Raw genomic sequence first — 22,520 nt, 5'->3', positions numbered from 1 at the left:
TGCGGAAATTGGGAAATAATTCTTCCATACTTTGTAAAAAAGGATTATGGCGCCGGATGACAATAGATTCAAAGGGATGAATCCGCCTTGCTGCGAATCCATCCCTTTTAAGCAATCGCGCGTTAATTATTTGATTGTCCACAGAGTGATAAAATTCTCGTCTTTGGTGAAAATCCGGTTTCCAACAATGATAGGATGCGCATAGATGGGTTTGTCGGATACTTTGTACCGGGCCAGTTCCTCGTATTTTTCATTATTGGGTTTATAAACAATCAATTCCGAAGTGCTGGGAAGAGCCAAAAGAACGGAACCGGCATCGACAATGGAGCCGAAATTATTGCTCCGTTTTTCGTCCGTCCAGGCCGATTTGCCGGTTTGAGCGTTAATGCAGAACAAATTTCCCGCGGCGGTCAATCCGTAGAGAAAACCGTCATGAAGAACCGGCGTGTTGAATCCCGATCCAAGTTCTGGGTTGCTCCACAATTCTTTAAAACCAAAACCGCCGTCCTTTTTTTCGATTTTTATGGCTTTTGTTCCTTCTCCTTGCCCGGTATAAAAAACAGTTTGCCCGTCCACAATGGGAGTGGAGGAGTTATAAAATCTTCTCTGAGGCGGAGTTGGAACTTGCCATAAGAGGCTTCCGTCTGCCGTTGAGACGCCGATGAGATTTTTCTCCGTCTGGAAAACAAGTTGCTTCACTCCATCCATTTCCGCCAAAACGGGCGAAGAGTACGCTGGGCCGTCTCCATCCCACTTCCATTTTTGCGAACCTTTTTCCAGGTCGAATGCGATGATGCTTCCGCTGTCTTTTCCGCCAAGATGCGCAATGCAAACTCCATCGATGACGATAGGCGACATCGCCGTGAAAAACTGCGGCACGGCTTTCGTGAACTCTTCTTTTCTCCATAAAACCTTGCCGCTGGACGCATCGAGGCAGGATAGTACGCCGCTGACGCCAAGAGTAACGACTTTTCCTTCCGATACGGTGGGCGTACTTCGCGGTCCGGGATGCGAACCGGCTGGGCCTGTCGCGGCATGCGCGGCGTATTTGTCCCTCCAAATCTCATCGCCATTCGCCGCATTAAGGCATAAAATCACCTCTTCTTCGCCTTGCCGTGTGAAGGCGTAGAGTTTGTCGCCTACGAGCGAGGGCGTCGCATCTCCCAAACCGACATTCATTTGCCATTGTTGCTTGAGTTCCTTTGGCCATTCCGAAGGAGCCGTAAAGCCGGTTGCTTTGTCATCGCGATTGACGCCCCTCCATTGAGGCCAATCCTGCGCGAGGACGCCATTGGCGCCGGACATGATTGCGCAAAGTACAATCCCCATAACCCATTTCATTGTTTTCTTCATGGCCGCCTCCCTTTTGCGCCCCATTGGATAGGGCGTTTCTTTCTTCTCGCTGTTTTTTTAGGATTAATAGTAAGTCGTTCGTTCCGAGCCTATTGTTCCTCCTCAATCTAGTTTTGACGACGTGTGAATAGATTCCACCGTATTTTCTAGCGCTTATTTCCTTTGGATAATTTAGGGATTTTATTTCAACAGAATTTGGTTACTATTATATGGAAGAAATGATCCGTCATGGAATCGGTTCATGGAGATCGATAGGATGCCCGCTAAAGAAAACAAGCATAATCGGCGAGAGCTGCTTCGCGCTTTAGGGCGGACAGCGGCGTTGTTCGGCCTGGCTGCGATGGGAAAAATGGCGATGAATCCTTCAAGGGCGGCTCTGCCGCAAGCGTCATGCGAAGTCGTTATTCCTTGCCGGGAGTGCAAGATTTTTGAATCTTGTTCACTTCCCCAAGCCCTTTCCTTTAAACCGCCGTCCAAGGAGCGAATTCATGAATAAAAACGCAAAAGAAGTTAGCCGGCGCAGCCTGCTTGCGGAAGGAATTCGAAGTTTTAGCCTTCTTTGCGTTGGCGGTTTCGCGGGAGGCATGATGGGACGAAGCCAAAGCCAACGGTATTGTTGGCAGATCGATCCTCACAAATGCGTTATGTGCGGAATTTGCGCGACTCATTGCGTACTGGAAGAGTCCGCCGTCAAGTGCGTTCAAGCCTACGCCATGTGCGGCTATTGCAAATTGTGCACCGGTTTTTTCGATCCTTCTCCCCAGGCGCTTAACACCGGAGCGGAAAACCAACTCTGTCCCACCGGCGCCATAGTGCGCACCTTTATTGAAGATCCTTATTACGAATACAAAATCGACGAAAACCTGTGCACCGGATGCGGGAAATGCGTTAAATGGTGCAAAGCTTTCGGAAACGGATCGTTCTATTTGCAGGTTCGTCATGACCGTTGCTTGAATTGCAACGAATGTTCGATCGCCATAGCATGCCCATCAGAAGCGTTTCAGCGAGTTCCCTATGACGAGCCGTATTTATTGAAAGGAACGACCAGCAAAGGATGATCTTTTTTGTTCGAACCGCGCCGTTCCTAATACTGCTCCTGGCTTGTCTTGGCGCTGCGGAAGATATTCAACGCTTTCCTCCCCCGGATTTCGAAAGCGGTTACGTTATGCCGGCAACAACAACGCCGCAGCCCCGGGCGGGATGGTTGAATTATCTGGATTTGGCCGTACTTTTCACCGCGCTTTCCCTCGCTTCTTATCTGGTTATCTATAAACGAAACCGTCCAGGCATTTTTGCGCTCACGATCTTTTCTCTCCTTTATTTTGGTTTTTATCGCGAAGGCTGCGTCTGTTCGATCGGCGCTATCCAAAATGTCGCTTATTCGCTCTTTCATGCGAACAGCGCCATCCCCTTCGTAGTTATTGCGTTTTTCCTTTTGCCCCTGATATTCGCGCTTTACAGCGGACGAGTATTCTGCGCCGGAGTATGCCCTTTAGGCGCTATCCAGGACGTTGTGCTCATTAAACCCATACGAATTCCCCGCTGGCTGCTGCAATCCCTCGGCTTGATCCCTTATCTATACCTTGGTTTGGCGGTGTTGTTCGCCGCTCAGGGAAGTTCCTTTATTATTTGCGAATACGATCCTTTTGTCTCATTTTTCCGGCTTTCCGGCAGGCTGAATATTATAATTGTAGGATTTTCGCTATTGGCGATCGGCGTTTTTGTTGGCAGGCCGTATTGCCTATTTTTATGTCCTTATGGCGCGATCCTTCGTCTTTTGTCTCGGCTCTCTTTATGGCAGGTTACGGTTTCTCCCGACGAGTGCCGTCAATGCCAATTATGCGAGGAAGCCTGCCCCTTCGGCGCCATTTATCCTCCTACGCCTGAAGAAACGCAACCGATTCGTAAGAATCGGAAACAACTTGCTATGATGCTTGTTTTATTGCCCATCTTGGTTGCGCTTGGAAGTTGGTCTTTTTCTCTCTTAGCGCCCACGTTCTCGCGAACGCATCCAGCGGTTCGCCTGGCCGAAGATATTTCCTTGGAGGATTCGACGCACTCGGAAACATACTCCGATGCCAGTCAGGCGTTTCGCGATCTGGGACAATCCAAAGAAGTTCTCTTCAACCAAGCTCGAAATCTACGGAACCGTTTTTCATGGGGCGCATGGATTCTGGGAGGTTTTTTTGGATTTGCGGTTGCCTTCAAACTGATAGGATTGTCTCTTCCCCAACAAAGAATGGATTATGAAATCGATAACGCCGACTGCGTTGCCTGCGGGAGATGCTTTTCGTATTGTCCCGTGGAATTGAAACGGCGGCGAGAAAAAAAATCCTCTCGCTCGGCGCCGAAGGATCAAACGATTCAAGAGCAATGAACAACGATAGGATGAAGAAAAACAATTCTAACAAACGCTATTGGGATTCCTCTTTGAAAGGAATAGCCGTCGTATCCGGCGTTTTTTCCCTATTGGTTGCGGTCTTGATGATCTTCAACCATGCCGCCATCAAAGCCGGTCTTCCCGATAAAGAAGCGCTCTATTCCGAGGAACTCGTACAAAAAAAAGCGCAGTTAACTCAAGAACCAACGAACGAACAATTAATCAAGGAAATCCGCCTCCTTGACCTCGAATTGAGACGGGATTATTTCCAGCGAAGGGATTTCGCTCGGCGAGGCAAATATCTTCTCCTGGTTGGAATTGTTATTTTCATTGCGTCCTTGAAAAGTTTGGCTTCTGCCCGGAAAAAACCAGCCAAGCCCAAATCCCGCTCGAAGGAGCCGGAATTCGAATCCCATAATCGCAAACTGGAAAGAAGAGCAGTAAGCGTTTTGGGAGCGTCGATTTTAGGAGGCGTTTTGGCGTTGAACGCCATGCAACGGAGCGAAACGCCATTTCCCGCGTCCGAATCTCAGGAATCGAGCATGGCTTCCGCCGTTCCGGCCGCCGATTATCCCAGCCCGGAAGAGATTCAAAAAAACTGGCCGAGATTTCGCGGTCCTGGGGGGTTGGGAATATCTGCTTACGATCGCGCTCCCGCGTTTTGGGACGGCAAAACCGGCGAGGGCGTTCTCTGGAAAACCGAGATTCTGCTTCCCGGGAATAACTCGCCTATCGTCTGGGGCGACCAAGTATTCATATCGGGCGCCGATGAAAATAAAAAAGAAGTCTTTTGTTATTCTATGCAATCCGGCGAACTCCTATGGCGAAGCCCCGTCGATAACATTCCCGGAAATCCGGGAGAATCGCCGGTTTTTTTTGAAGATACGGGGCGCGCCCCTTCGACGATGGCCTGCGACGGCTCGCGCGTCTACGCCATCTTCCCCGACGGCGATTTGATCGCTTTCCATTTCAACGGCCAGAGAGCCTGGGCTAAAAACCTGGGAGTTCCGGAAAATCCCTACGGAAACGCCTCATCGCTTGTCCTCTACCAGAATCTCTTGCTCGTTCAATACGATCAGGGCGGCAAAGAAGATGGAAAATCCATGCTCTACGCCTTGGAAGGAAAAACGGGCGAGATCGCATGGCGATCGAAGCGTCCGGTAGGTTCATCCTGGACGACGCCCATCGTCATCGATGTAGGAAAGGAAAAGCAACTTGTTACTTGTTCCGATCCTTGGATCATTGCCTACGAACCAGGTACAGGAGAAGAATTATGGAAAGCGAATTTGCTGGGAACGGATTTAGCGCCTTCCCCCATTTTTGCAGCAGACAAAATTTTTGCCATCAAATCCAATGAAATATTGTATGCCATTCGTCCAGACGGCCGAGGCGACGTAACGGACAGTCCCAATATCGTATGGTCGAAGGATTGCCCCGCTCCGGATATCTGTAGTCCCGTAAGCAACGGGGAACTGGTTTTTATTCTCGGCGGCGGCGGATATTTAACCTGCTACGACGTTCAAACCGGAGTAATGGTCTGGGAACACGGCTTCGATGATGCGTTTCAGTCTTCTCCCAGTCTTGCTGGAGGATGGATTTATCTGCTTAGCGAAAGCGGAAATGGCTACCGAGTCAAAGCGGCCCGCGAATATGAAGAAAGTCAAAAATCGTTTTTGGATGAGTGGCTGCGAGCATCACCCGCTTTTCTGGATGGGAAAATCGTAATTCGTGGCGATCGCAATTTATATTGCATAGGCGATAAATCGTAACTTTTATCGAAGGGGAAGCGACAAACAAATAATACTTTCTCTTCTTTCACTAAGAGTGAACTATGCAGATTCAATTATGGAGGAAATAAAGATGATGAAAAAAGCGTTGATTCTCGCACTCTGCCTAACCGCATGGACGTCCGCCGTTTCAGGCGACAATTGGCCGCAATACCTGGGACCGAACCGAAACGCAACATCGCCGGAAACAGGATTATTGAAATCGTGGCCCGAAAGCGGACCGGAAGCGTTGTGGATATTTCCTCTTGGGGAAGGATATGGCGCTCCAGCGGTCTATGAGGGTAAAGTATATATCCTCGATAAGGCGGATAAGAAAGATACGCTTCGTTGTCTCGATCTGGCCACAGGCAAAGAAGAATGGAGTTATAGCTACGACGCGTCGGGCAGCTATGGCCACCCCGGTTCTCGATCCGTTCCGACCGTTGACAAAGAAAGAATTTATACTTGCGGACCCGACGGCGATATTTATTGCATCGATAAGACGACCCATAAGCCCATTTGGAATAAGAGTCTTCGCGAAGGATTTGGGAATCCGGCTTCGCTGGGGTGGGGATTCGGCCAGAATCCTTTGCTTTATAAGAATATGTTAATCGTCGCCCCCATGACGAATGAGGTTGGCGTCGCTGCTCTCGATCCTTCCAATGGGAACATAATATGGAAATCAGCTCCGCTTCCCGGCAATCCCAGTTACGTATCGCCTGCGATATTTTCTGTCGGCGGCATGGAACAAGTAGTGATGGCCAGCGCTACCAATGAACGCCGGGGACGCCGCCGAGGCGGTTCGAGCGATCAACAAACGGAAAGCCAACCATCGCCGGAAGCCAATAAAGGCGCCATTGTTGGATTGGATCCGAAGAACGGCCAACAGTTATGGAGTTATAACGGCTGGCAGTGCATGATTCCCATTCCCAACGTAGTGGCGATCGGCGGCGACCGGTTTTTTATTACCGGCGGATATAGAGCCGGATCGGCGATATTCCGCGTGAGCCAAAAAGACGGCGCATATGTCGCGGAAGAAGTATTGAAGACCCAGGATTTCGGAACGCATTGCCATCCGCCTCTCTTCTACAAGAATCACTTGTACGGAATTTGCTCGACGAACGAAACCCGCGACGGTCTGGTTTGCATGAATCTGGAAGGCAAAGTCCAATGGAAAACCGAAAGCAATCCGTTTTTCGATAAAGGGGGGATGATTCTCGCCGATGAAATGATAATCAGCGTAGATGGACGCGATGGCTTCCTCTATCTGATCGATCCTGCGCCGGAGGGATTCAAGCCTCTCGCTAAAGCGAAGATGCTCGAACCGGGCGAAAGCTGGGCGCCGTTGACGCTCGTCGACGGCAAACTTTTAATCCGCGACCAAACGCAAATCAAATGCGTGAAGATAAAATAACAAACGATAAGGGACGAGTTTCAGAGTTCATGAAGCCATTCTCATGAAAAAAGCAGCGGCGGCGGTTTTACTCGCATTTTTGCTTGGCCTGCCAGCGTTCCTGTTTTTCTGGAATGAGAACCGCTCGCCGCAGCGGGATGACGCGAGCCGCGACAAACTGACCGAAAAACGGAAACACGACCTCCAGCAAGGGGCGGCGTGGCCCATGTTTCACGGCGGCCAGCGGCTTTTAGGATCGACCAGCGATGCGCTGCCTGATGAATTATCGCTGTATTGGAAATTCAAAACGGGCGGAGAGGTTGCATCCTCGGCGGCGCTCTGCGATGGCCGCGCGTACGTTGGATCGGAAGACGGCAATCTTTACGCTCTCGATCTTGCTTCCGGACAAGAAATATGGCGCTTCTCCGCCGAGGATGCCATCGAGAGTTCGCCTTGCGTTCTGGACGGCGCCGTATACGTCGGATCGTCCGATCATTATCTCTACGCCATTCAAGCAGCCGACGGCGCTTTGAAATGGAAATATAAAACCGGCAATCGCATTTTAGGCGGCGTGAATTGGGTTCGCTTGCAGGGCGAGAATTGCCCATACATCCTAGTTGGGAGTTACGACAAAAAACTCCATTGCGTCAACTCGGAGACGGGTAAGCCAGAGTGGATCTACGCAACGGATCACTACATCAACGGCGCGCCAGCTGTGAGAGGCGATTTTGTAGTCATTGGCGGATGCGATAACATGATCCATATTGTCTCCGACAAAAACGGCGAAGTGGTCGCGCGCGTGAATGCGGGATCGTATATCGCCGCTTCACCGGTTTTCGAAGGGAATCGTGTATACATAGGGCAGTTTGTAGGAGAGTTTCTCTGCATCGATGCGTTTACGAGAGAAATTCTTTGGCGGTATGAAGGAAAGGAACCTATCTTTTCGACTGCCGCATTGATAGGCGACCGGCTTGTATTCGGCGGTCATGACAAAAACCTCCATTGTTTGAATACCAAAACCGGCGAGCCGATATGGATGTTTCGCACGCGCGCAAAAATCGAATCCAGCCCCGCCATTGCAGAAGATAAAGTTATTGTGGGATCGGACGACGGTCGTCTTTACCTAGTGCGCCTCTCGGACGGAAAGGAACTCTGGAGTTACGAGATCGGCGCTCCGATCAGCTCGTCGCCCGCCGCGGCGTACGGACGAGTCGTCGTAGGCTCGGAGGATGGCAACGTATATGCATTCGGACCCAAAATCGATTAAAAACATCTTGGATCGAAGGTCCTTGAGCGAATCCGTTCTTGGCAAAATCATCAGCGCTAGCTTCGCCTTGGCGGGGATCGCCGCCCTCTGCCTTTGGATTGCCTCTCGTCCGCCGATGACTTTTGAGGAGCGCGTTCCCGGACAGGATAAATCCGGCGCCGCCTCCGAAGGCGGCCGAACGGGACCGGAAGGCGTGTTATTAACCTCAGGCGAAATACCTGCGAGTTTACAGCCAAGACCGGACGGCCTGCCGGCGGATCTGCGCGGCGCATGGCCTTGTTTTCGCGGTAAAGACCTGGACAACATCTGCAAGGACAATTTTAAGCCTACCCCCAAAGACAGCGGTTTTACCGAATTATGGTCGCTCGACGTCGGAGAAGGTTTTGCTGGAGCGGCGGTGTTAAATGGCCGGGTGTACATGCTGGATTACGATCGGGAAAAGAAAGCCGACGCTTTGCGCTGTCTCTCTTTAGCGGAAGGCAAGGAAATTTGGAGATATACCTATCCCGAAAACGTCAAACGCAATCATGGAATGAGCCGGACGATTCCTTATGTGACGGAAAAATACGTCGTATCCATCGGTCCTAAGTGTCAAGTAACTTGTCTGAATTCGAAGACGGGCGAAAAAAAGTGGTCGTTGGATTTGGTGAACGCTTACGACGCCGAAGTCCCTCCCTGGTACGCCGGTCAATGTCCTTTGATCGACGGCGATAGAGTTATTCTGGCGCCGGGCGGCTCCGCTCTGATGATAGCCGTCGATATCGAAACTGGCGAAACGGTATGGGAAAGCCCCAATCCAAACGACTGGAAAATGACCCATTCGTCGATCACTCCTATGGATTTCAATGGGCGGAGAATGTATGTCTATTGCGCCAGCGGGGGAGTCGCGGGCGTTTCTGCGAAGGATGGGAGCATCTTGTGGGAAACGCCGGAATGGACTATTCGCATGGCCAATGTTCCCTCTCCTTTAGCGATAGGAGATGAACGCCTCTTTCTCAGCGGCGGTTACAAAGCAGGCAGCATGATGTTAAAACTCGAAGAAAATTCAGGGCGCATCGTTCCTTCCATTCTCTTCCGATTAAAACCCGAGCGATTCGGCTCCCCTCAACATACTCCCATTCTCTATAATGGATTCATCTATGGAATCAGGCCGGACGGGATGTTAGTCTGCCTCGACCTGGACGGCAACGAGAAATGGAATAGCACTAGTGCCTATAAATTCGGCCTAGGTCCTTACACAATCGCCGGTTCTCTGATTTACGCAATGAACGACAACGGCCTGTTAAGCCGGGTGGAAGCCGCGCCGGATGGGTTTCGCCTTTGGGATCAAACTCAAGTTTTACAGGGAAGCGATTCGTGGGCGCCCATCGCCGTCGCTTCCGGCCGGTTGATTCTTCGCGATCTAACAAGAATGGTCTGCCTTCGGGCGGGGACGCCGGAATAAACTCGTTATGCGAAAGGAGAATCAATGATGTCGATTCGATTCATTTCCAGCGAGAGAGCGATAGGCGCCTTCGTTGCGGGAATCATCGTTTGCGCCAGTTTGACGCTTATTCTTATGAACAAGCCCGCCAAGAAGGACGTTGGACGGAGAATTGAAAACCAGCCCGTTCTCAATCTGCGGCAGCCGATCGATCCGGCTTTGGTTTTGTATAAAGAGACCAGCTCTCCTATCCATACGGGTTTTTCCTGGGCGCGCTCCATCGCCGTTGGGCCTGACGATAGAATCTACGTAAGCGGAGGCCAGGAAATACGAGCGTTCGAGCCATCGGGAGAAAGACTGCCTTTCGCCGTCACCTTACAAAACGAAGCGACGGCGCTGACTGTTTCCAAAGATGGAACGCTGTATGCCGGAGCCGAAGACCATATTGAGACGTACGATTCTTCCGGGCAATTGAAAGAACGTTGGAAGCCAAACAATTCAAAGTCATTTATCACTTCGATCGGCGTATGGGAGGAGAATGTCTTAGCCGCCGATTTTGGCGCCCGAACGGTCTATCGTTACGATCTTCATGGCAATGAAAAAGGAAGCTTCGGCGATTTCGTTCTGCCCAGTTACTATTTTGATCTGGCGATTTCTCCCAACGGCATTGCGCATGTCGTCAACACCGGCAAACACCGCGTCGAGTCGTACAATCCTGATGGGAATCTGACGTCGTGGTGGGGCGAGTTTTCCAATGACGATGTCAAAAAATTCTGCGGTTGCTGCAATCCAGTCAATTTTACTCTCCTCCCCAATGATGAGGGATTCGTAACCTGCGAAAAGGGAATTACGCGCGTTAAAGTATTCGATAAGGAGGGGACGTTTTTAGGCTTTGTCGCCGCTCCGGATCAATTCAGCCGGCATGATAGTCTCAGCGCCGTTCCTGATTATTGTTTCAGCGGCTTGGGATTGGATGTAGCGATAGATTCTAAGGGCAGAATATTAATCCTGGATCCCGCTCTTGCTCAAGTGCGGATATTCGCCCGGATTTGAATCGCCCGCTCATTCCTTTCAATCGAAACGATGAGTATTCCCATGAGAAATGTTATTCAACGGCCTGTATGGATTTTTCTTTTTTGCGGGATTCTTTTTGCTTGCGCGCAACAGGATGCGTTGAACGGCAATCCGGCAATCACAGTCGATCTGGGAATCCTTCCCCAAAACGCCAAGCCGTTGGAAATGGCGTTAATCAAAGCGGGCGCATTCATTATGGGGTCTGCATCCAGCGAACGAGGGCGTCACAATTGGGAATGGCCGCAGCATCGGGTAACTATTACCAACGATTTCTATTTGAGCAAATATGAAGCGACCCAAGCTCAATGGGAAGCCGTGATGGGTTCCAATCCCGCCAACGGTTATGGCGTTGGAGCAAACTACCCGGTCTATTACGTAACCTGGTACGATTGCCAGGAATTCATTAAACGATTGAATCAAACCGGCCAAGGACTTTTCCGTTTGCCTACCGAAGCGGAATGGGAATACGCCTGCCGGGCGGGAACCTCAACGAGGTTTTCCCACGGAGATGTATTGGAATGTGGGGATATATGCGAATTTTGCGAAGAGCATGATCGCTATATGTGGTGGTGCGGCAACAATCGTCCCTACGGCGCCAAAGAAGCGGGACGAAAGCGGCCTAATCCCTTTGGCTTGTACGATATGCATGGCAACGTCTACGAATGGTGCCAAGATTGGTGGGAATATCCTTATGAAAGAAAAGATGTTATAGATCCTCGAGGCCCAAAAGAAGGAACGCATCGAGTTCTACGCGGCGGCGGTTGGGAATACGACGCCGCGGGATGCCGTTCGGCGTTTCGATACGGCTACTCGCCGGACGACCGCCGCAGTTGCAGTGGATTTGGCTTGCGCGTGGCGGCGACTCGAATGATGCGCCTCGATTAAGCAAATCAGTTATGGGAATGGATAGCCTACCGTTGTAGATTGGATTCCTCATTCTTCGTTCTGACCATGAACTCCCTATACAATCCGCCCGCCGTTATCGTCGAAAAAATCACGCAACGATAAAGCCCAACCGGGTTTCAGTTGGGCTTTGCGTATTCTCATAGGCTATAGAAGAGCGGGGAACTTCGCTCCCTTTTTAACGGTTATTATACCAATCTGCGTTAAAATTGCAGCTTATAAATTCCCTCGCCCTTTGGGAGAGGGTTAGGGTGAGGGAAATATAAGCCTAATAATATCAACCCTCACCTAACCTCTCCCAATCTTGGGAGAGGAATTTTGAAAACAACAATCTCAATGCATTTTGGTATTATTCCTTGCGCATCATATTGACGATCTTCGTGGGCAAACCGAAAAGGCGGATGAAGCCTTCAGCGTCTTTTTGGTTGTAGACTTCGTCCTTTCCGAAAGTGGCGTAATCCAGCCGGTAGAGCGAATTGGGCGACTTGCGTCCTGCGAGATAGGCGTTGCCCTTGTAAAGTTTTAATCGGACGATTCCGGTGACGAAGCGTTCCGATTCCTGGAAGAAGGCGTCCAAGGCTTTGCGCAGCGGGGAGTACCATTGGCCGTAGTAGACGAGTTCGGCGTAGCGCTCGGCGAGGATGTGGCGATAATGCAGCGTGTCGCGGTCGCAAGTCAGCGACAACAAGGCGCTATGGGCGATGTGCAACAGCGTTCCGCCGGGGGTTTCGTAGACGCCGCGCGATTTCATGCCCACAAGGCGGTTTTCCACCAAATCGACGCGGCCAACGCCGTGCTTGCCGCCTAGTTCGTTGAGGCGGGTGAGGAGATCGACTAAGCCCAGGCGCTGGCCGTTTACCGCCGAGGGAACGCCTTGCTCGAATTCAATCTCAACGTATTCCGGTTCGTTGGGGGCGTCTTCCGGATTCGTCGTAAGAATGAACATGTCTTGCGGCGGTTCGCTTGCGGGGTCTTCCAGGATGCCGCCTTCGAAAGAGAGATGCCAAATATTGCGGTCCATGGAGTAGGGCTTCTTCGCCGTAACGGGCACGGGGATGTTGCGCTTTTTGGCGTATTCGACGGCGTCCTCGCGGGAGCGGATGTCCCACTCGCGCCAAGGGACGATGGCTTTCAAACCGGGAGCGAGCGCCTGGTATGTCAGTTCGAAGCGCACCTGGTCGTTGCCTTTGCCGGTGGCGCCGTGAGCGACGGCGTCCGCGCCTTCCTTGAGGGCGACGGCGACCTGGCCTTTGGCGATCAAAGGACGGGCGATGGAGGTTCCCAGAAGATAGCGGCGTTCGTAAATGGCTTCGGCGTGAAGCATGGGAACGCAGAAATCGCGCAGAAACTCTTCGCGCAGGTCTTCGATATAGATTTTGGAAGCGCCGGATTTGATGGCTTTCTCTTCCAAGGGCGCCAGTTCTTCGCCTTGCCCGATGTCCGCCGCAAAGGCGATGACTTCGCAGCCGTAGTTTTCGATGAGCCAGGGAATGATGACGGACGTGTCCAATCCCCCGGAGTACGCCAGGACGACTTTCTTAATGTCAGCCATGATCTATTCACCTCAGGATGCTGAATGCTTATGCTTTCTACTACGAACAAATCCTAAATTTATTATTATTCCCCAAGATTTTATTTTTGAGTAGTAATCCCGTTTGAATTAAAAACATTTATTTTGGAACGCTAGATCAGAAAAAAGAAGTGGAATAAGACGGTTTTGTTATTTTATTCTAAACGGACGAAGAGAAAGCAGAATGAAAATTAGCGATTAGGTTGATTCGTCTTAATTTTCCGGATCGTTCTGAGAGGCCTCCTTCTCCATCCGCATTCTCTGGGCGTAGGCGTCGACGATGGAGTAAACATAGAGGACAATGCTGGAGACGGCGAGGACAATGAGGCTGAGCATCATATCCTTGATGGGTTGGAGAGATTTCTCGATGGAATCCAGCGACTCCGAATTCAAGGCAAGATAATACCCCGCCGCCGCTAGTGTGAGCGGGATGAGAACGGCCAGCGACGCGGCGAGAAATAAAAGGCCGAGAAAAAGCCCCTTGATCCATTGGCGGTTGTACATCTGTCCGGCGCCGGGAAGCACAAGGGCGGACAATAGGGCCGCCTTGGCGGCTTCGCCTTTGAATGATGAGTTTTTATCCAACGTTTTGTCGTTTCTCATTCCACTTTCGTCTTTCACGATTTGATTGTTTTTACGCTGGCAACGAGATCGTAGGATGGGTCGCGTCGTTTGACCCATCAATTACTCTGGTATAATAGGAGATATTGTAATGCCAATTTGTTTTAACGCCAAAATGATTGAACTTTCAAATAGGTCAATGAACGCCAAATCCATTCAAAAGGCCCAAATCGGAAGTATTTCATCCAGAATAGAGATTATATTAGTTGAATAATCCATATTGTTACTACAAAAAGAAATTGTTGATAGCGCTCTAGATACCCATACCATCCTAATCCGCGCCCGAAAAAGAATAGAGTGCTCAGAACCGACTGCATTAAATAATTCGACAGCGCCATTTGTCCTGTAGTAACGTTTTAGCCTTCTGAAAATACGGCAGATTCTACCCGCCATCCGTTTTTCATTTCGACCGTTTCGGCATTTCAAAACGGCTGTAATTGATATAGGATAAATAATGATGCTGTTTGCGTGTTATTCATTTACATTCATATTCTCTAGCTTTCCGCCATTGCCTTTCACCGGAACAACAGTTGAGATAGCAGATAAAGATCGTTTTTCCATACAGCCCACGTATGTCCGCCGGTTTCTACGTGCCAGGTATGTGGAACGTTATGTTTTTTGAGATAGGCGTGGGCGTTTTGGCTGATGTTAATCAATCCATCTTCGTCTCCGCAGGAAATCCAGAGCAACTTAATCTTTTTCGCCGCGTCTTCGGGATGGGGAACGAGCGTCTCGATCGGCTTTGTGTTGGGCGCGGAGGAAAATCCACCGATCCAAGCGAAAACGTCAAGATGCTGCAGGCCGAAATTCAGCGTCTGTCCGCCGCCCATTGAAAGTCCGGCGATGGCGCGATTCTCACGGCCATCTTTCACAGAATAATGCGACTCGACATAGGGAATGACATCGCCCAACAGATCGTTCTCGAAGGCTTCAAAGGCGGGAAACTGCTCGCCCCACGGCGTTTGCGGAGTCATGCCTTTCGCCGCTCTGCCATTGGGCATAACGACGATCATGGGGACTATTTTTTTGTCGGCGATAAGATTGTCGAGAATAATATTCGCCTTACCTTTCTGGCTCCAATCCACCTCGATATCGCCGATGCCGTGTAAGAGATAAAGAACCGGGTATTTTTTGCTTTTCGAATACTTGGGCGGCAAGTAGATCACCATTTTTCGTTTGAAGCCGACGGCCTTGGAATCGTATTCAACGCCTTCGAATTGGCCGTGGTCGATATTTGCGCGCACTTGGTCGAAGCCCTCGGGCGCCGGGGGATAAGCGGGCTTGTCGTCCGGTCCCAGTTCGATTTCAGGCGCTCTTCGTTGACTTTCGTTCGCGTTGGGACGAGCAGACGAATCGGCGGATTTTTGATCTTGCGACGGAGCGGTTTCCCGCTTGGCCGTAAGTTCCTCAGTCGCGAATTCGCCGACCTGGCGCGTGAATTTGATTTCATCGCCAGCCAGTGTTCCTTTATAGTCGATGCGAAGGTCGTTGCCTTGAAATGAATATGTCTCGAAAAATGTTATTGCGTCTCCATCCATTTTGATATCCTGCAATTCCGTTTCGCGTTTCTCGTCGCCAATAATGGAATTGGCTTTTCCGATTATCTTGCCGCCGTCCTGCGTAAATGTGAAGACGTACTTTTGCAGGCCGATTTGCGTGTCGAATTCGGCTTTCCATACGCCGGAAATATCGGCGGCCTGGGCTTGGCTCATCGTTGCTATTGCGATCAAGCATAAAACGGCGTTTTTTATAGAATTCATCCTCTTCGTCTCCTGGTTCCCTCTTCGTTGAAGATAAAAATTGATGATAGATCAATCGAACGCTTTTGTGGAGACGACTTGAATGCGGTGGTTTTTAGAATCGGCGGCGAAGACCTTGCCTTTGTCTACCGCGACGCCCCAAGGTTGAGCCAATTCTCCAACGGCGCCGCCTAGGCGGCCCCAGGTTCCCAGGCTTTGCCCTGTGGGTGAAAATTTATGCAGGCGGTTGTTTCCATACTCGCAAACGTAAATGTTTCCTTCCTCGTCGGCGTCGATGCCGTAGGGAAACGACAATTCTCCTTTCCCGCTTCCTTTATGTCCGAATTGCCGGACAAATTCGCCCGCTTGGCTGCAAACCACGACGCGATCGTTTACCGAATCGGCAATATAGAGAAGGCTATCGTAAGCTTTGACAATGCCCATAGCGCGGTTGAATTGCCCTTCGCCGGAACCGTATTCTCCCCATCCCCGCAAGTAATTTCCTTCCGGCGTGAAGACTTGAATGCGGTCGATTTCGCCGTATTCGGCGATGAAGAGTTCCCCTTGATCGCCAAACGTCATATCCGTGGGAAATATAAATTTCCCTGGCTCTTTTCCATATTCGCCGAACGAGGATACGAATGTTCCATCGTTGCGGTAATGCAATATGCGGGAATTGTGAGTGTCGGGAATCCACACATCCCCCGCCGCGTCTACCGCTAGGCCCGTCGGCGTTCCGTTATCGATTTTCTCCAGCGTCCATTGCAGAATAAACGCTCCCTCTTCATCGAATTTTTGCACTCGTCCGGTGCGATCGATGACGAAGACGGCGCCTTGGCGCGCAAGAATGGCGCGCGGCGTTCCGAAGCGTCCCGGCTGTTTTCCCCGTGATCCCCATACGGATACTCCGCTTTTCGCGCCCTCTTCTCCCGAGCAATTTCCCATTAGAATCAATACAATTAGAAAGATTATCCATCGTGCGCGCAAAGCGTTCATTCTTTTCCTTCCAACCATATCGGCGCGCCTTGAAGCCGAACCTTCACCCGTTCTCCTACCGGCAATGTCGTAGAGGAAATCCCCTCGACGAGCCGGTCCCCCATTGCCGCTCTGATCCTATAACCGCGTCCGGAAAACCAGCAGGCTTGAACAACGCCTTCGCCTTCCTCGCATCGTTCCACAATGAAATCGCCGGGCAAAGCCGCCGCTAAGCCTTCCCCCTGGCGTTTTTCCGCGCATACCCACATTCCGAACGGGGAATGAATCCCGTCCTCTTTGGCATGGACAGGGAAAAAATTGCGGTAGCCCAATAATTTCGCCGCTGCGATCGATTGCGGATTCAGAAAAACCTCTTGCGTTGCGCCCTCGCGCAACAAACGGCCTTCTTGCAAAATCGCCAGGTGATCCGCCAGGGCGAACGCTTCGTCCAATTGATGGGTTACGATAAGAATGACGGTTCCGTTTCGTTTGCAGCTGTGAATCAAATCGATCAGTTCATCGCGCAATGGACCTTCAACGCTGGAGAGCGGCTCGTCCAAGAGCAGTATTTTGGGATCGTTGGCTAGAGTGCGGGCGAAGGCGAGGCGCTTTTGCTCGCCGCCCGACAGTTGCTCCGGTTTGCGTTCCGCCAGCGGCAAGAGGCTGAAGCGATCCAGCAAGGCGGCAGCCTGCTTCCGCCGTTCGTCCGCATGGAGTCCATTCTCCCTCATCGGCAATTCGACATGCTCCCTCACCCTCAGCGCAGGCCATAACGCCGGTTCCTGAAAGCAGAATCCCACTCCCCGGCGGCGGGGAGGAATCCATACGTTTTCGGCGCTGACGAGTCGTGTTCCAATGTGGATGGTTCCCGCCGACGGTTTTTCCAAACCCGCAATAAGGCGCAGACAGGTCGTTTTACCCGCGCCGGACGGACCGAAAAGCGCGGTGATTTCTCCTTGGGGCGCATGAAAACTCACGCCGCGCAGCGCTTCCGTTTTTCCATAAGAGATAAAGATGGATTTTAACGTAACGCTGGATTCATTGGTTTCATTGATAAAATCCATAATTTTACTATCTCATGTTACGCAGCCCATGTTCTTTCGCTTTCAGCGTTGGTATTTCAACGCAAATTAGAAGAACCGTTCAAAAGAGCAGGAAGGATTTCAATTTCTTGCGTTATTGAATCACGAAACCACGAAAGGGCGCGAATTCCACGAAATTTTCGAATCACAGATATCACGGATTCTTTTGGATTCCACAGAAAAAACCTTTTCACGGCGCGATTCCTTTCGCCAATTGTTTTTCCTTTTTTTCGTGTTTTTCTCTTTTATTTCGCGCCTTCGCGATTCAAAACGGCGATAATAATAAACCTCTTCTTCTTTTTACTGCGAGTAACATGAGTATCTATAATCAAATTATTTTCGCTTCTTTGTTTAAAGTTGTAGGATGGGTCACGCCGTTTGACCCATCAACTACTCCTCCAGTAATTACGATGGATTAAAATACGCGCTCCATCCTGCTTTTTCATCATTCATCATTCATCATTCCATAGATCAGTCTCCAAACGGCGAACGCCAGCAGCAATATTGTCGCAGGCGCCAACAACAATAATAAACCAGTAGCAGCGGTTCGGGGATCGTTGCCGTAGTGCAGTAAGTTGTAGTATTCCACCGCCAGCGTTTCGCCCCCCGGCGGAGAAAGCAGAATCGTTATGGAGATATCTCCCCAAAGAAACAGCGCCGCCGCCGCCATCGCCGGAATCGCTGGTACAAGGAAACTGGGCAGATAAAGTCTGCGCAGGCGCGTTAAAAATCCTGTCTTCAACAGTGCGCCCATTTCTCTTTGGCGTTCGCCGAATCGCCGCCATAGCAAGATTCCCGCGCCATATCCAATGATGAAATAATGGCTGACATAAGCGCATAACAAAGAGAAAAGAGCTGCGCCAGTTGGGATTCTTCCCGGCCAGAGCGAACGGATTTGCAGCCATCCGCCCGCGATCAATACGCTGGGAAGCGTGAAGAGAAACAACAATCCAGCAGGAATCGTCCAGCTTTGCCCCCGATAGCGGCTGGCCGTGAACCATATCCCCAATCCGACGATGACCGCGCCCCCGGCGCCGCCATAGGCAAGGCTGCGGAGCGCTTGCTCGCTTTGCTCTATTATTGCATTCAAAGTTACGCTAAGCGAAGCGCAACGCGTCCACAAACCCGCCGCCGGAACCAAGCAGGACAACGCCAGAATTAGAATCGCCGCGCCGAAGGCGCCCCAGCGGATCAACGGCGATACCGGCCCGATATGCGCTTCTCCTAATCCAGTGGAAAATTTCTCTCCGGCGCGAACAGCCAGCCACCCCAGAAATGGTAATACTAATAAATAGGGTAGACTGAGAAGCAAGGCGTCGCGTTCATTCATTAAAGCGGAATAACGGATAAAAATTTCTAGAGGATAGACGCTAATTTGCAGCAGCGAGGGAACTTCGAATTGAATCGTTCCCAAACAAAAAACCAACGCCCCGGCGATAACCGCCGGTTCTTTCCAGGCGGGAAGAATCACTTTGCGAAACCGCGTCCACGGTCTCATCATCAATACGGAAGCGTCGATGCGCGCCTGCGACGGCTCAGAAATCGTCGCCATCAGCAAAAATATGATCGGCCAGAAGCATAATCCCAAAATCCACCCCGCGCCGAGTGGACTATAGAGCCATTGTGACGCTATTCCCTGAACGCCCCATACGATGCGTCCGCGGCTGGTTTGTTCCCACAGCGCCGCCAGCGTCATCCAACCCGATGCGGCGCCGAACGGCGGGAACGATAAGGGCAGCAAGGAGAAAGCGACTGTCCAACGGCGGCATTGCGTCGATAGGCATAGCCAGGAAAAATAAATGGGTAAGGCGAGAAACAAAGAGAAGAGGACGCTAAACGCCCCCACCGCCAGCGATTGGCCCATGCGATGGAAGGCGTATCGATCGAACAACTCGCTCCAAGGCGTAGGCGCCTCCGCTTCGCCGGTCAATACATTCCAAAACAAAACGGCGATGGGGAGAAAAAGCGCTATTAGAAAGAGAATTCGCGGCGCCTCTTCCGTCCGCCGAATCAATTGAATACTTTTCGCAGAAATTCCAGGCACGGTTCCACGTTCTTGGCGAGGACTTCGTAATCGACATCCATAACCTTGATCTTGGCGAGATCGGGAACAACCGGCTGGCGCGGGACCGATGCTCGCAAGGGAATTTGCCGGGCGCGGCTTTCCGCCAGCCGCGCTTCCACTTCAGGGGAAAGCAGGTAATCGATAAAAATCTTCCCGCCTTCCGTATTAGGCGCGTCTTTGATAAGAGATACGGTATTGGGGATGAGCAGCGTACCCGCGCCGTCCTGATCCAGGAACGCCATACGCACCGGCTGGCTTTGTTCGAGAAGAGGAATCACGTCGTCGGTATCCGTCAAACCATAGGCAATAGTTCCCGCCGCCGCTTCGTCCCGAACCATCGCGTTGCCTTGCAGCAATTTGACCTGGTTCCCCTTCATTTTCATCATGAGAACGCCAAAGCGCCCTTCGCCCATAATGGTATAGAGCGCCGCCATGTGATCGCACGTCGTGCCGAACATGGGAATCGCCATTGCGGTTTTGCCGATGTATTTCGCATCGATTAGCGAAGGAACCGCGCTGGGCGTTTCCGTCTCCGGCACGAGATTATTGTTAATAATCATCACCCGCGCCCGGGCGGAAAATCCCGTCCAATACCCTTCCTTATCCTTGAATCGATCAGGAATCTCCTGTGCGGAAGGGGATTGATAAGGCTGCAAGACGCCTTGCTGCTTCAGTTGAATGGTGCGGACGATTTCGGAATTCCAAAATACGTCCGCTTGGGGATTGCTTTTTTCGTTGAGAATGAGGGTATAGAGGCCGGTTGTCTTCGTCAGTTCCGCATCGTACTTAGCGTTAACGGTTATTTCGGGATGAACTTGTTTGAAGCCCTCGATAATCGGCTCGGCGTAATCGCGGTCAACGGAAGTGTAGACGGTGATGGAGGAACTAGATTTTTTCGGAGTCGTTGTTTCTTCAGACTTATCGGAGCCGCCGCAGCCTTGGAGAGCAATGAATAACGCCGCGCACATTCCAATACCTGCGAAGAAATGAATATTTCTAACCTTCAAAAGCATGGTCTCCTTCAATTGAAATACTTTGGCAAAATTAATAAGATCATACTGGTGGGCTACGCTTCGCTTTGAGCCCACCCTACGAATCTGGAAGCCCGCACCACAAGAAATTGATTTTTTGCGGTTCCGTCATAATATTGCAGATTATCTAAAACGGCGAACGCATATCATCCGCTCTCGCCGGAAGGCGCCGCCGGCCGTTCCAGGTCTTCGGCGTGAAGCGTATTGAAATAGGCCCGCACCTGAAATTGATAGGGGATGGGAATTTTCTCCTTGGTAAGCGCGTCTTCCGCCGCTTGCTTGTATTCGAATAGCGCTTCGTTGACCAGAACCGTGGATTGGTTGTTTAACGATTCGCCATCGACGGAGATCGTTCCCAAAATCGGCCCAGGATTGAAGGGGCTTTTCGCCATCGCCTGCTGGAAGCCGGTATCCGTATCCTGGAAAGGCGCTTGTCCTCCGCGTCCTATCCCCGCTCCTCTCATTCCGCTATTGCCCATTTTGTCCGTGGGACCTGCTTTCCAGCCGCCTTTGCCTTGAACGCCGCCCAAGCCAGTCCCATTGCACATGCTGCATCCGGCGCCGTTGCAACCGGCGCATAAGCCGCAGCCGCTGGCATTACAAATATTGGGCGAACATTTCCCGAATTTGCCCGCCAATGCGAATTTGGAATTCTTAAGATCGGCCAACGCCTGATCCAGCAGCTGCATCTGCTCCAATGCATCCTGCAAGTCCTTTAAATCGGCTTCCGCCAGTTGCAGCGATTGCAGGGAAGATTTTTGATCGCCCGCCTTCATCTTTGCCGCTGCGTTTTTCAACGCTTTCGCCAGCGGAGAATCGGCGCTGAGGTTGGCCGCCAACTGATTCAATTCGTTGGATAACCGGTCGCTCTCCCCTTCGTTCATCGCTCCCATTTTCATTTTTTTCTGCAATTCCTGGAGTTTTTGCGCCGCCTTTTCGTATTCGCTGCTTTCCAGGTCTTTAGCCAATTCGCTCGTTAGTTTTTGCTGCATGGGCGCGGCGGGATTGAGAGAAGGTTGATTTTCCTTCAACTCCTCGCGTTGTTTTTCCCATTCTTCCTGCAGCGAAGAGAGTTTGGCCAGGGCGTCTCGTTTTTCGATTTTGCCTTTCAGGAGATCCGTCTCCAGTTCCTTGATCTCCTTGGCGATTTCGGCGACGTTCTTCATCTCTTTTTCTTTCGCCCGTTTTTCCAGCACCAATTGGCGATTGAAGAGATTTTGCAACTCCTTTTCGATCTCTTGTTTATCCATCGCCTTCGCCTGCGCCTTGCCGCCGCCGGTGATAAAATCCCATTGAGGCAGGACGAAGACGGTGAGAATCAATCCCAACAGCGGCGCCCATAGCCAATGGAACTCGCGGGGATTTTTCCAGGGAAACGCTTTTTTCAGATCCAACCGATGCGCTTCCCCCAACGCGTCGAATAACAAGGCGTCATGCCAGTCGGCATCGCCGGGAAAACGTCCTGCATCCGTCCCCAATTCGAGGGCGGAAGAAATTTTTTCCTTCAAACGCAAATGACGATCGGCCAATAGCGCCGTTTGCATTACGTTTCCGCGCCGCCGGTAATAAAGGTAGAGGGCGGCGGGCAAACATAAAGCCGCAATGGCCAAAGCGATAGGCAAACGGTCGATCTCTTTGGGAAGCAGCGCCAAAACCGCCGCCGCCAAACAAGCGCCGATCAAAGCGTAAAACAACGCTTGAACCAAGGATGAATAAAGGGAATGATAGCAATGCCGCCGGTGAGCGCGGCGCACTTTTTTCTGCAAATCCCGATAAGCCTCTATGCGAGTCATAGTAAGCCCCCTATGCAAAAACCGTATTGAAAGGGATTGTATCCCGCCCTTTCCGCGCCTGTCAACAAATCCTTTTATCCCGCTT

General features: G+C 51.2%; 18 protein-coding genes and 1 pseudogene. 9 read left to right on the top strand and 10 right to left on the bottom strand.

Translation table 11 applies throughout. The features are described 5' to 3' along the window. Nucleotides 1-126: 126 nt before the first annotated feature. Nucleotides 127-1,353 (bottom strand): PQQ-binding-like beta-propeller repeat protein, encoded by a 1,227-nt coding sequence (locus tag AB1656_14895; GenBank protein MEW6236669.1) that lies wholly within the window; start codon nt 1,351-1,353, stop codon nt 127-129. Nucleotides 1,354-1,609: 256 nt separating this feature from the next. On the opposite strand from AB1656_14895, the gene AB1656_14890 reads away from it, so the two are divergent. The 9 genes from AB1656_14890 (at nt 1,610) to AB1656_14850 (ending at nt 11,541) form a co-directional block, all read left to right on the top strand. Next, nucleotides 1,610-1,849 carry a hypothetical protein gene (locus tag AB1656_14890; GenBank protein ID MEW6236668.1) on the top strand — a complete coding sequence of 80 codons (240 nt, stop codon included), beginning with the start codon at nt 1,610-1,612 and terminating at the stop codon, nt 1,847-1,849. After that, nucleotides 1,842-2,411, top strand: coding sequence for a ferredoxin (locus AB1656_14885; GenBank protein ID MEW6236667.1), 570 nt, complete (start codon nt 1,842-1,844; stop codon nt 2,409-2,411). Before AB1656_14890 ends, AB1656_14885 begins: the two co-directional genes overlap by 8 nt. Continuing rightward, nucleotides 2,408-3,730: a 4Fe-4S binding protein gene (locus AB1656_14880; GenBank protein MEW6236666.1), complete on the top strand. Its 1,323-nt coding sequence runs from the start codon at nt 2,408-2,410 to the stop codon at nt 3,728-3,730. Before AB1656_14885 ends, AB1656_14880 begins: the two co-directional genes overlap by 4 nt. Continuing rightward, entirely contained in the window at nt 3,727-5,502 is a 1,776-nt protein-coding gene (locus AB1656_14875; GenBank protein ID MEW6236665.1) for a PQQ-binding-like beta-propeller repeat protein, read from the top strand. The genes AB1656_14880 and AB1656_14875 overlap by 4 nt, the downstream gene beginning before the upstream one ends. Nucleotides 5,503-5,593: 91 nt before the next feature. Continuing rightward, a complete protein-coding gene (locus AB1656_14870; protein MEW6236664.1) occupies nt 5,594-6,913 on the top strand; it encodes a PQQ-binding-like beta-propeller repeat protein in 1,320 nt (439 codons plus the stop codon). A gap of 43 nt (nt 6,914-6,956) precedes the next feature. Next, nucleotides 6,957-8,159, top strand: coding sequence for a PQQ-binding-like beta-propeller repeat protein (locus AB1656_14865; protein ID MEW6236663.1), 1,203 nt, complete (start codon nt 6,957-6,959; stop codon nt 8,157-8,159). Nucleotides 8,160-8,181: 22 nt separating this feature from the next. Further along, nucleotides 8,182-9,603 (top strand): PQQ-binding-like beta-propeller repeat protein, encoded by a 1,422-nt coding sequence (locus AB1656_14860; GenBank protein MEW6236662.1) that lies wholly within the window; start codon nt 8,182-8,184, stop codon nt 9,601-9,603. Nucleotides 9,604-9,627: 24 nt separating this feature from the next. Continuing rightward, on the top strand, nt 9,628-10,635 hold the full coding sequence (locus AB1656_14855; GenBank protein ID MEW6236661.1) for a hypothetical protein: 1,008 nt from the start codon (nt 9,628-9,630) through the stop codon (nt 10,633-10,635). 42 nt (nt 10,636-10,677) lie between these two features. Then, a complete protein-coding gene (locus tag AB1656_14850) occupies nt 10,678-11,541 on the top strand; it encodes a formylglycine-generating enzyme family protein (GenBank protein ID MEW6236660.1) in 864 nt (287 codons plus the stop codon). A gap of 367 nt (nt 11,542-11,908) precedes the next feature. Here AB1656_14850 and AB1656_14845 read toward each other — a convergent pair whose 3' ends face one another. The 9 genes and pseudogenes from AB1656_14845 to AB1656_14805 all read right to left on the bottom strand — a co-directional run bounded on the left by AB1656_14845 (nt 11,909) and on the right by AB1656_14805 (nt 22,435). Then, the gene (locus AB1656_14845) at nt 11,909-13,111 is read right to left on the bottom strand and encodes an argininosuccinate synthase (GenBank protein MEW6236659.1); all 1,203 of its coding nucleotides are present in this window, start codon (nt 13,109-13,111) and stop codon (nt 11,909-11,911) included. Nucleotides 13,112-13,342: 231 nt separating this feature from the next. Beyond that, the gene (locus AB1656_14840) at nt 13,343-13,732 is read right to left on the bottom strand and encodes a hypothetical protein (protein ID MEW6236658.1); all 390 of its coding nucleotides are present in this window, start codon (nt 13,730-13,732) and stop codon (nt 13,343-13,345) included. Nucleotides 13,733-13,854: 122 nt separating this feature from the next. Next, nucleotides 13,855-14,088, bottom strand: a pseudogene (locus tag AB1656_14835) (DUF418 domain-containing protein). 177 nt (nt 14,089-14,265) lie between these two features. Further along, nucleotides 14,266-15,510 (bottom strand): alpha/beta hydrolase-fold protein, encoded by a 1,245-nt coding sequence (locus AB1656_14830; protein ID MEW6236657.1) that lies wholly within the window; start codon nt 15,508-15,510, stop codon nt 14,266-14,268. Between the two features lie 51 nt (nt 15,511-15,561). After that, the gene (locus AB1656_14825; protein MEW6236656.1) at nt 15,562-16,485 is read right to left on the bottom strand and encodes a 6-bladed beta-propeller; all 924 of its coding nucleotides are present in this window, start codon (nt 16,483-16,485) and stop codon (nt 15,562-15,564) included. Next, nucleotides 16,482-17,528, bottom strand: a complete 1,047-nt coding sequence (locus AB1656_14820) for an ABC transporter ATP-binding protein (protein ID MEW6236655.1) — start codon at nt 17,526-17,528, stop codon at nt 16,482-16,484. Before AB1656_14820 ends, AB1656_14825 begins: the two co-directional genes overlap by 4 nt. A 463-nt stretch (nt 17,529-17,991) precedes the next feature. After that, nucleotides 17,992-19,590 (bottom strand): hypothetical protein, encoded by a 1,599-nt coding sequence (locus AB1656_14815; protein MEW6236654.1) that lies wholly within the window; start codon nt 19,588-19,590, stop codon nt 17,992-17,994. Further along, entirely contained in the window at nt 19,557-20,618 is a 1,062-nt protein-coding gene (locus AB1656_14810) for an extracellular solute-binding protein (GenBank protein ID MEW6236653.1), read from the bottom strand. Before AB1656_14810 ends, AB1656_14815 begins: the two co-directional genes overlap by 34 nt. Before the next feature lie 170 nt (nt 20,619-20,788). Then, nucleotides 20,789-22,435: a hypothetical protein gene (locus AB1656_14805; GenBank protein MEW6236652.1), complete on the bottom strand. Its 1,647-nt coding sequence runs from the start codon at nt 22,433-22,435 to the stop codon at nt 20,789-20,791. Nucleotides 22,436-22,520: the final 85 nt, after the last annotated feature.

Source organism: Candidatus Omnitrophota bacterium (assembly GCA_040755155.1).
Classification (GTDB): domain Bacteria; phylum Hinthialibacterota; class Hinthialibacteria; order Hinthialibacterales; family Hinthialibacteraceae; genus JBFMBP01.
Note: the sequence above shows the minus strand (reverse complement) of the source record. Positions and strands in the feature narration are given on the sequence as shown.

What these genes read in the sequence shown, in the direction of transcription:
- AB1656_14845 (MEW6236659.1), bottom strand. Translation starts at nt 13,111, where the DNA reads ATGGCTGACATTAAGAAAGTCGTCCTGGCGTACTCCGGGGGATTGGAC.
- AB1656_14820 (MEW6236655.1), bottom strand. Translation starts at nt 17,528, where the DNA reads ATGGATTTTATCAATGAAACCAATGAATCCAGCGTTACGTTAAAATCC.
- AB1656_14805 (MEW6236652.1), bottom strand. Translation starts at nt 22,435, where the DNA reads ATGACTCGCATAGAGGCTTATCGGGATTTGCAGAAAAAAGTGCGCCGC.
- AB1656_14855 (MEW6236661.1), top strand. Translation starts at nt 9,628, where the DNA reads ATGATGTCGATTCGATTCATTTCCAGCGAGAGAGCGATAGGCGCCTTC.
- AB1656_14890 (MEW6236668.1), top strand. Translation starts at nt 1,610, where the DNA reads ATGCCCGCTAAAGAAAACAAGCATAATCGGCGAGAGCTGCTTCGCGCT.
- AB1656_14830 (MEW6236657.1), bottom strand. Translation starts at nt 15,510, where the DNA reads ATGAATTCTATAAAAAACGCCGTTTTATGCTTGATCGCAATAGCAACG.
- AB1656_14875 (MEW6236665.1), top strand. Translation starts at nt 3,727, where the DNA reads ATGAACAACGATAGGATGAAGAAAAACAATTCTAACAAACGCTATTGG.
- AB1656_14865 (MEW6236663.1), top strand. Translation starts at nt 6,957, where the DNA reads ATGAAAAAAGCAGCGGCGGCGGTTTTACTCGCATTTTTGCTTGGCCTG.
- AB1656_14840 (MEW6236658.1), bottom strand. Translation starts at nt 13,732, where the DNA reads ATGAGAAACGACAAAACGTTGGATAAAAACTCATCATTCAAAGGCGAA.
- AB1656_14885 (MEW6236667.1), top strand. Translation starts at nt 1,842, where the DNA reads ATGAATAAAAACGCAAAAGAAGTTAGCCGGCGCAGCCTGCTTGCGGAA.
- AB1656_14870 (MEW6236664.1), top strand. Translation starts at nt 5,594, where the DNA reads ATGATGAAAAAAGCGTTGATTCTCGCACTCTGCCTAACCGCATGGACG.
- AB1656_14895 (MEW6236669.1), bottom strand. Translation starts at nt 1,353, where the DNA reads ATGAAGAAAACAATGAAATGGGTTATGGGGATTGTACTTTGCGCAATC.
- AB1656_14850 (MEW6236660.1), top strand. Translation starts at nt 10,678, where the DNA reads ATGAGAAATGTTATTCAACGGCCTGTATGGATTTTTCTTTTTTGCGGG.
- AB1656_14825 (MEW6236656.1), bottom strand. Translation starts at nt 16,485, where the DNA reads ATGAACGCTTTGCGCGCACGATGGATAATCTTTCTAATTGTATTGATT.
- AB1656_14880 (MEW6236666.1), top strand. Translation starts at nt 2,408, where the DNA reads ATGATCTTTTTTGTTCGAACCGCGCCGTTCCTAATACTGCTCCTGGCT.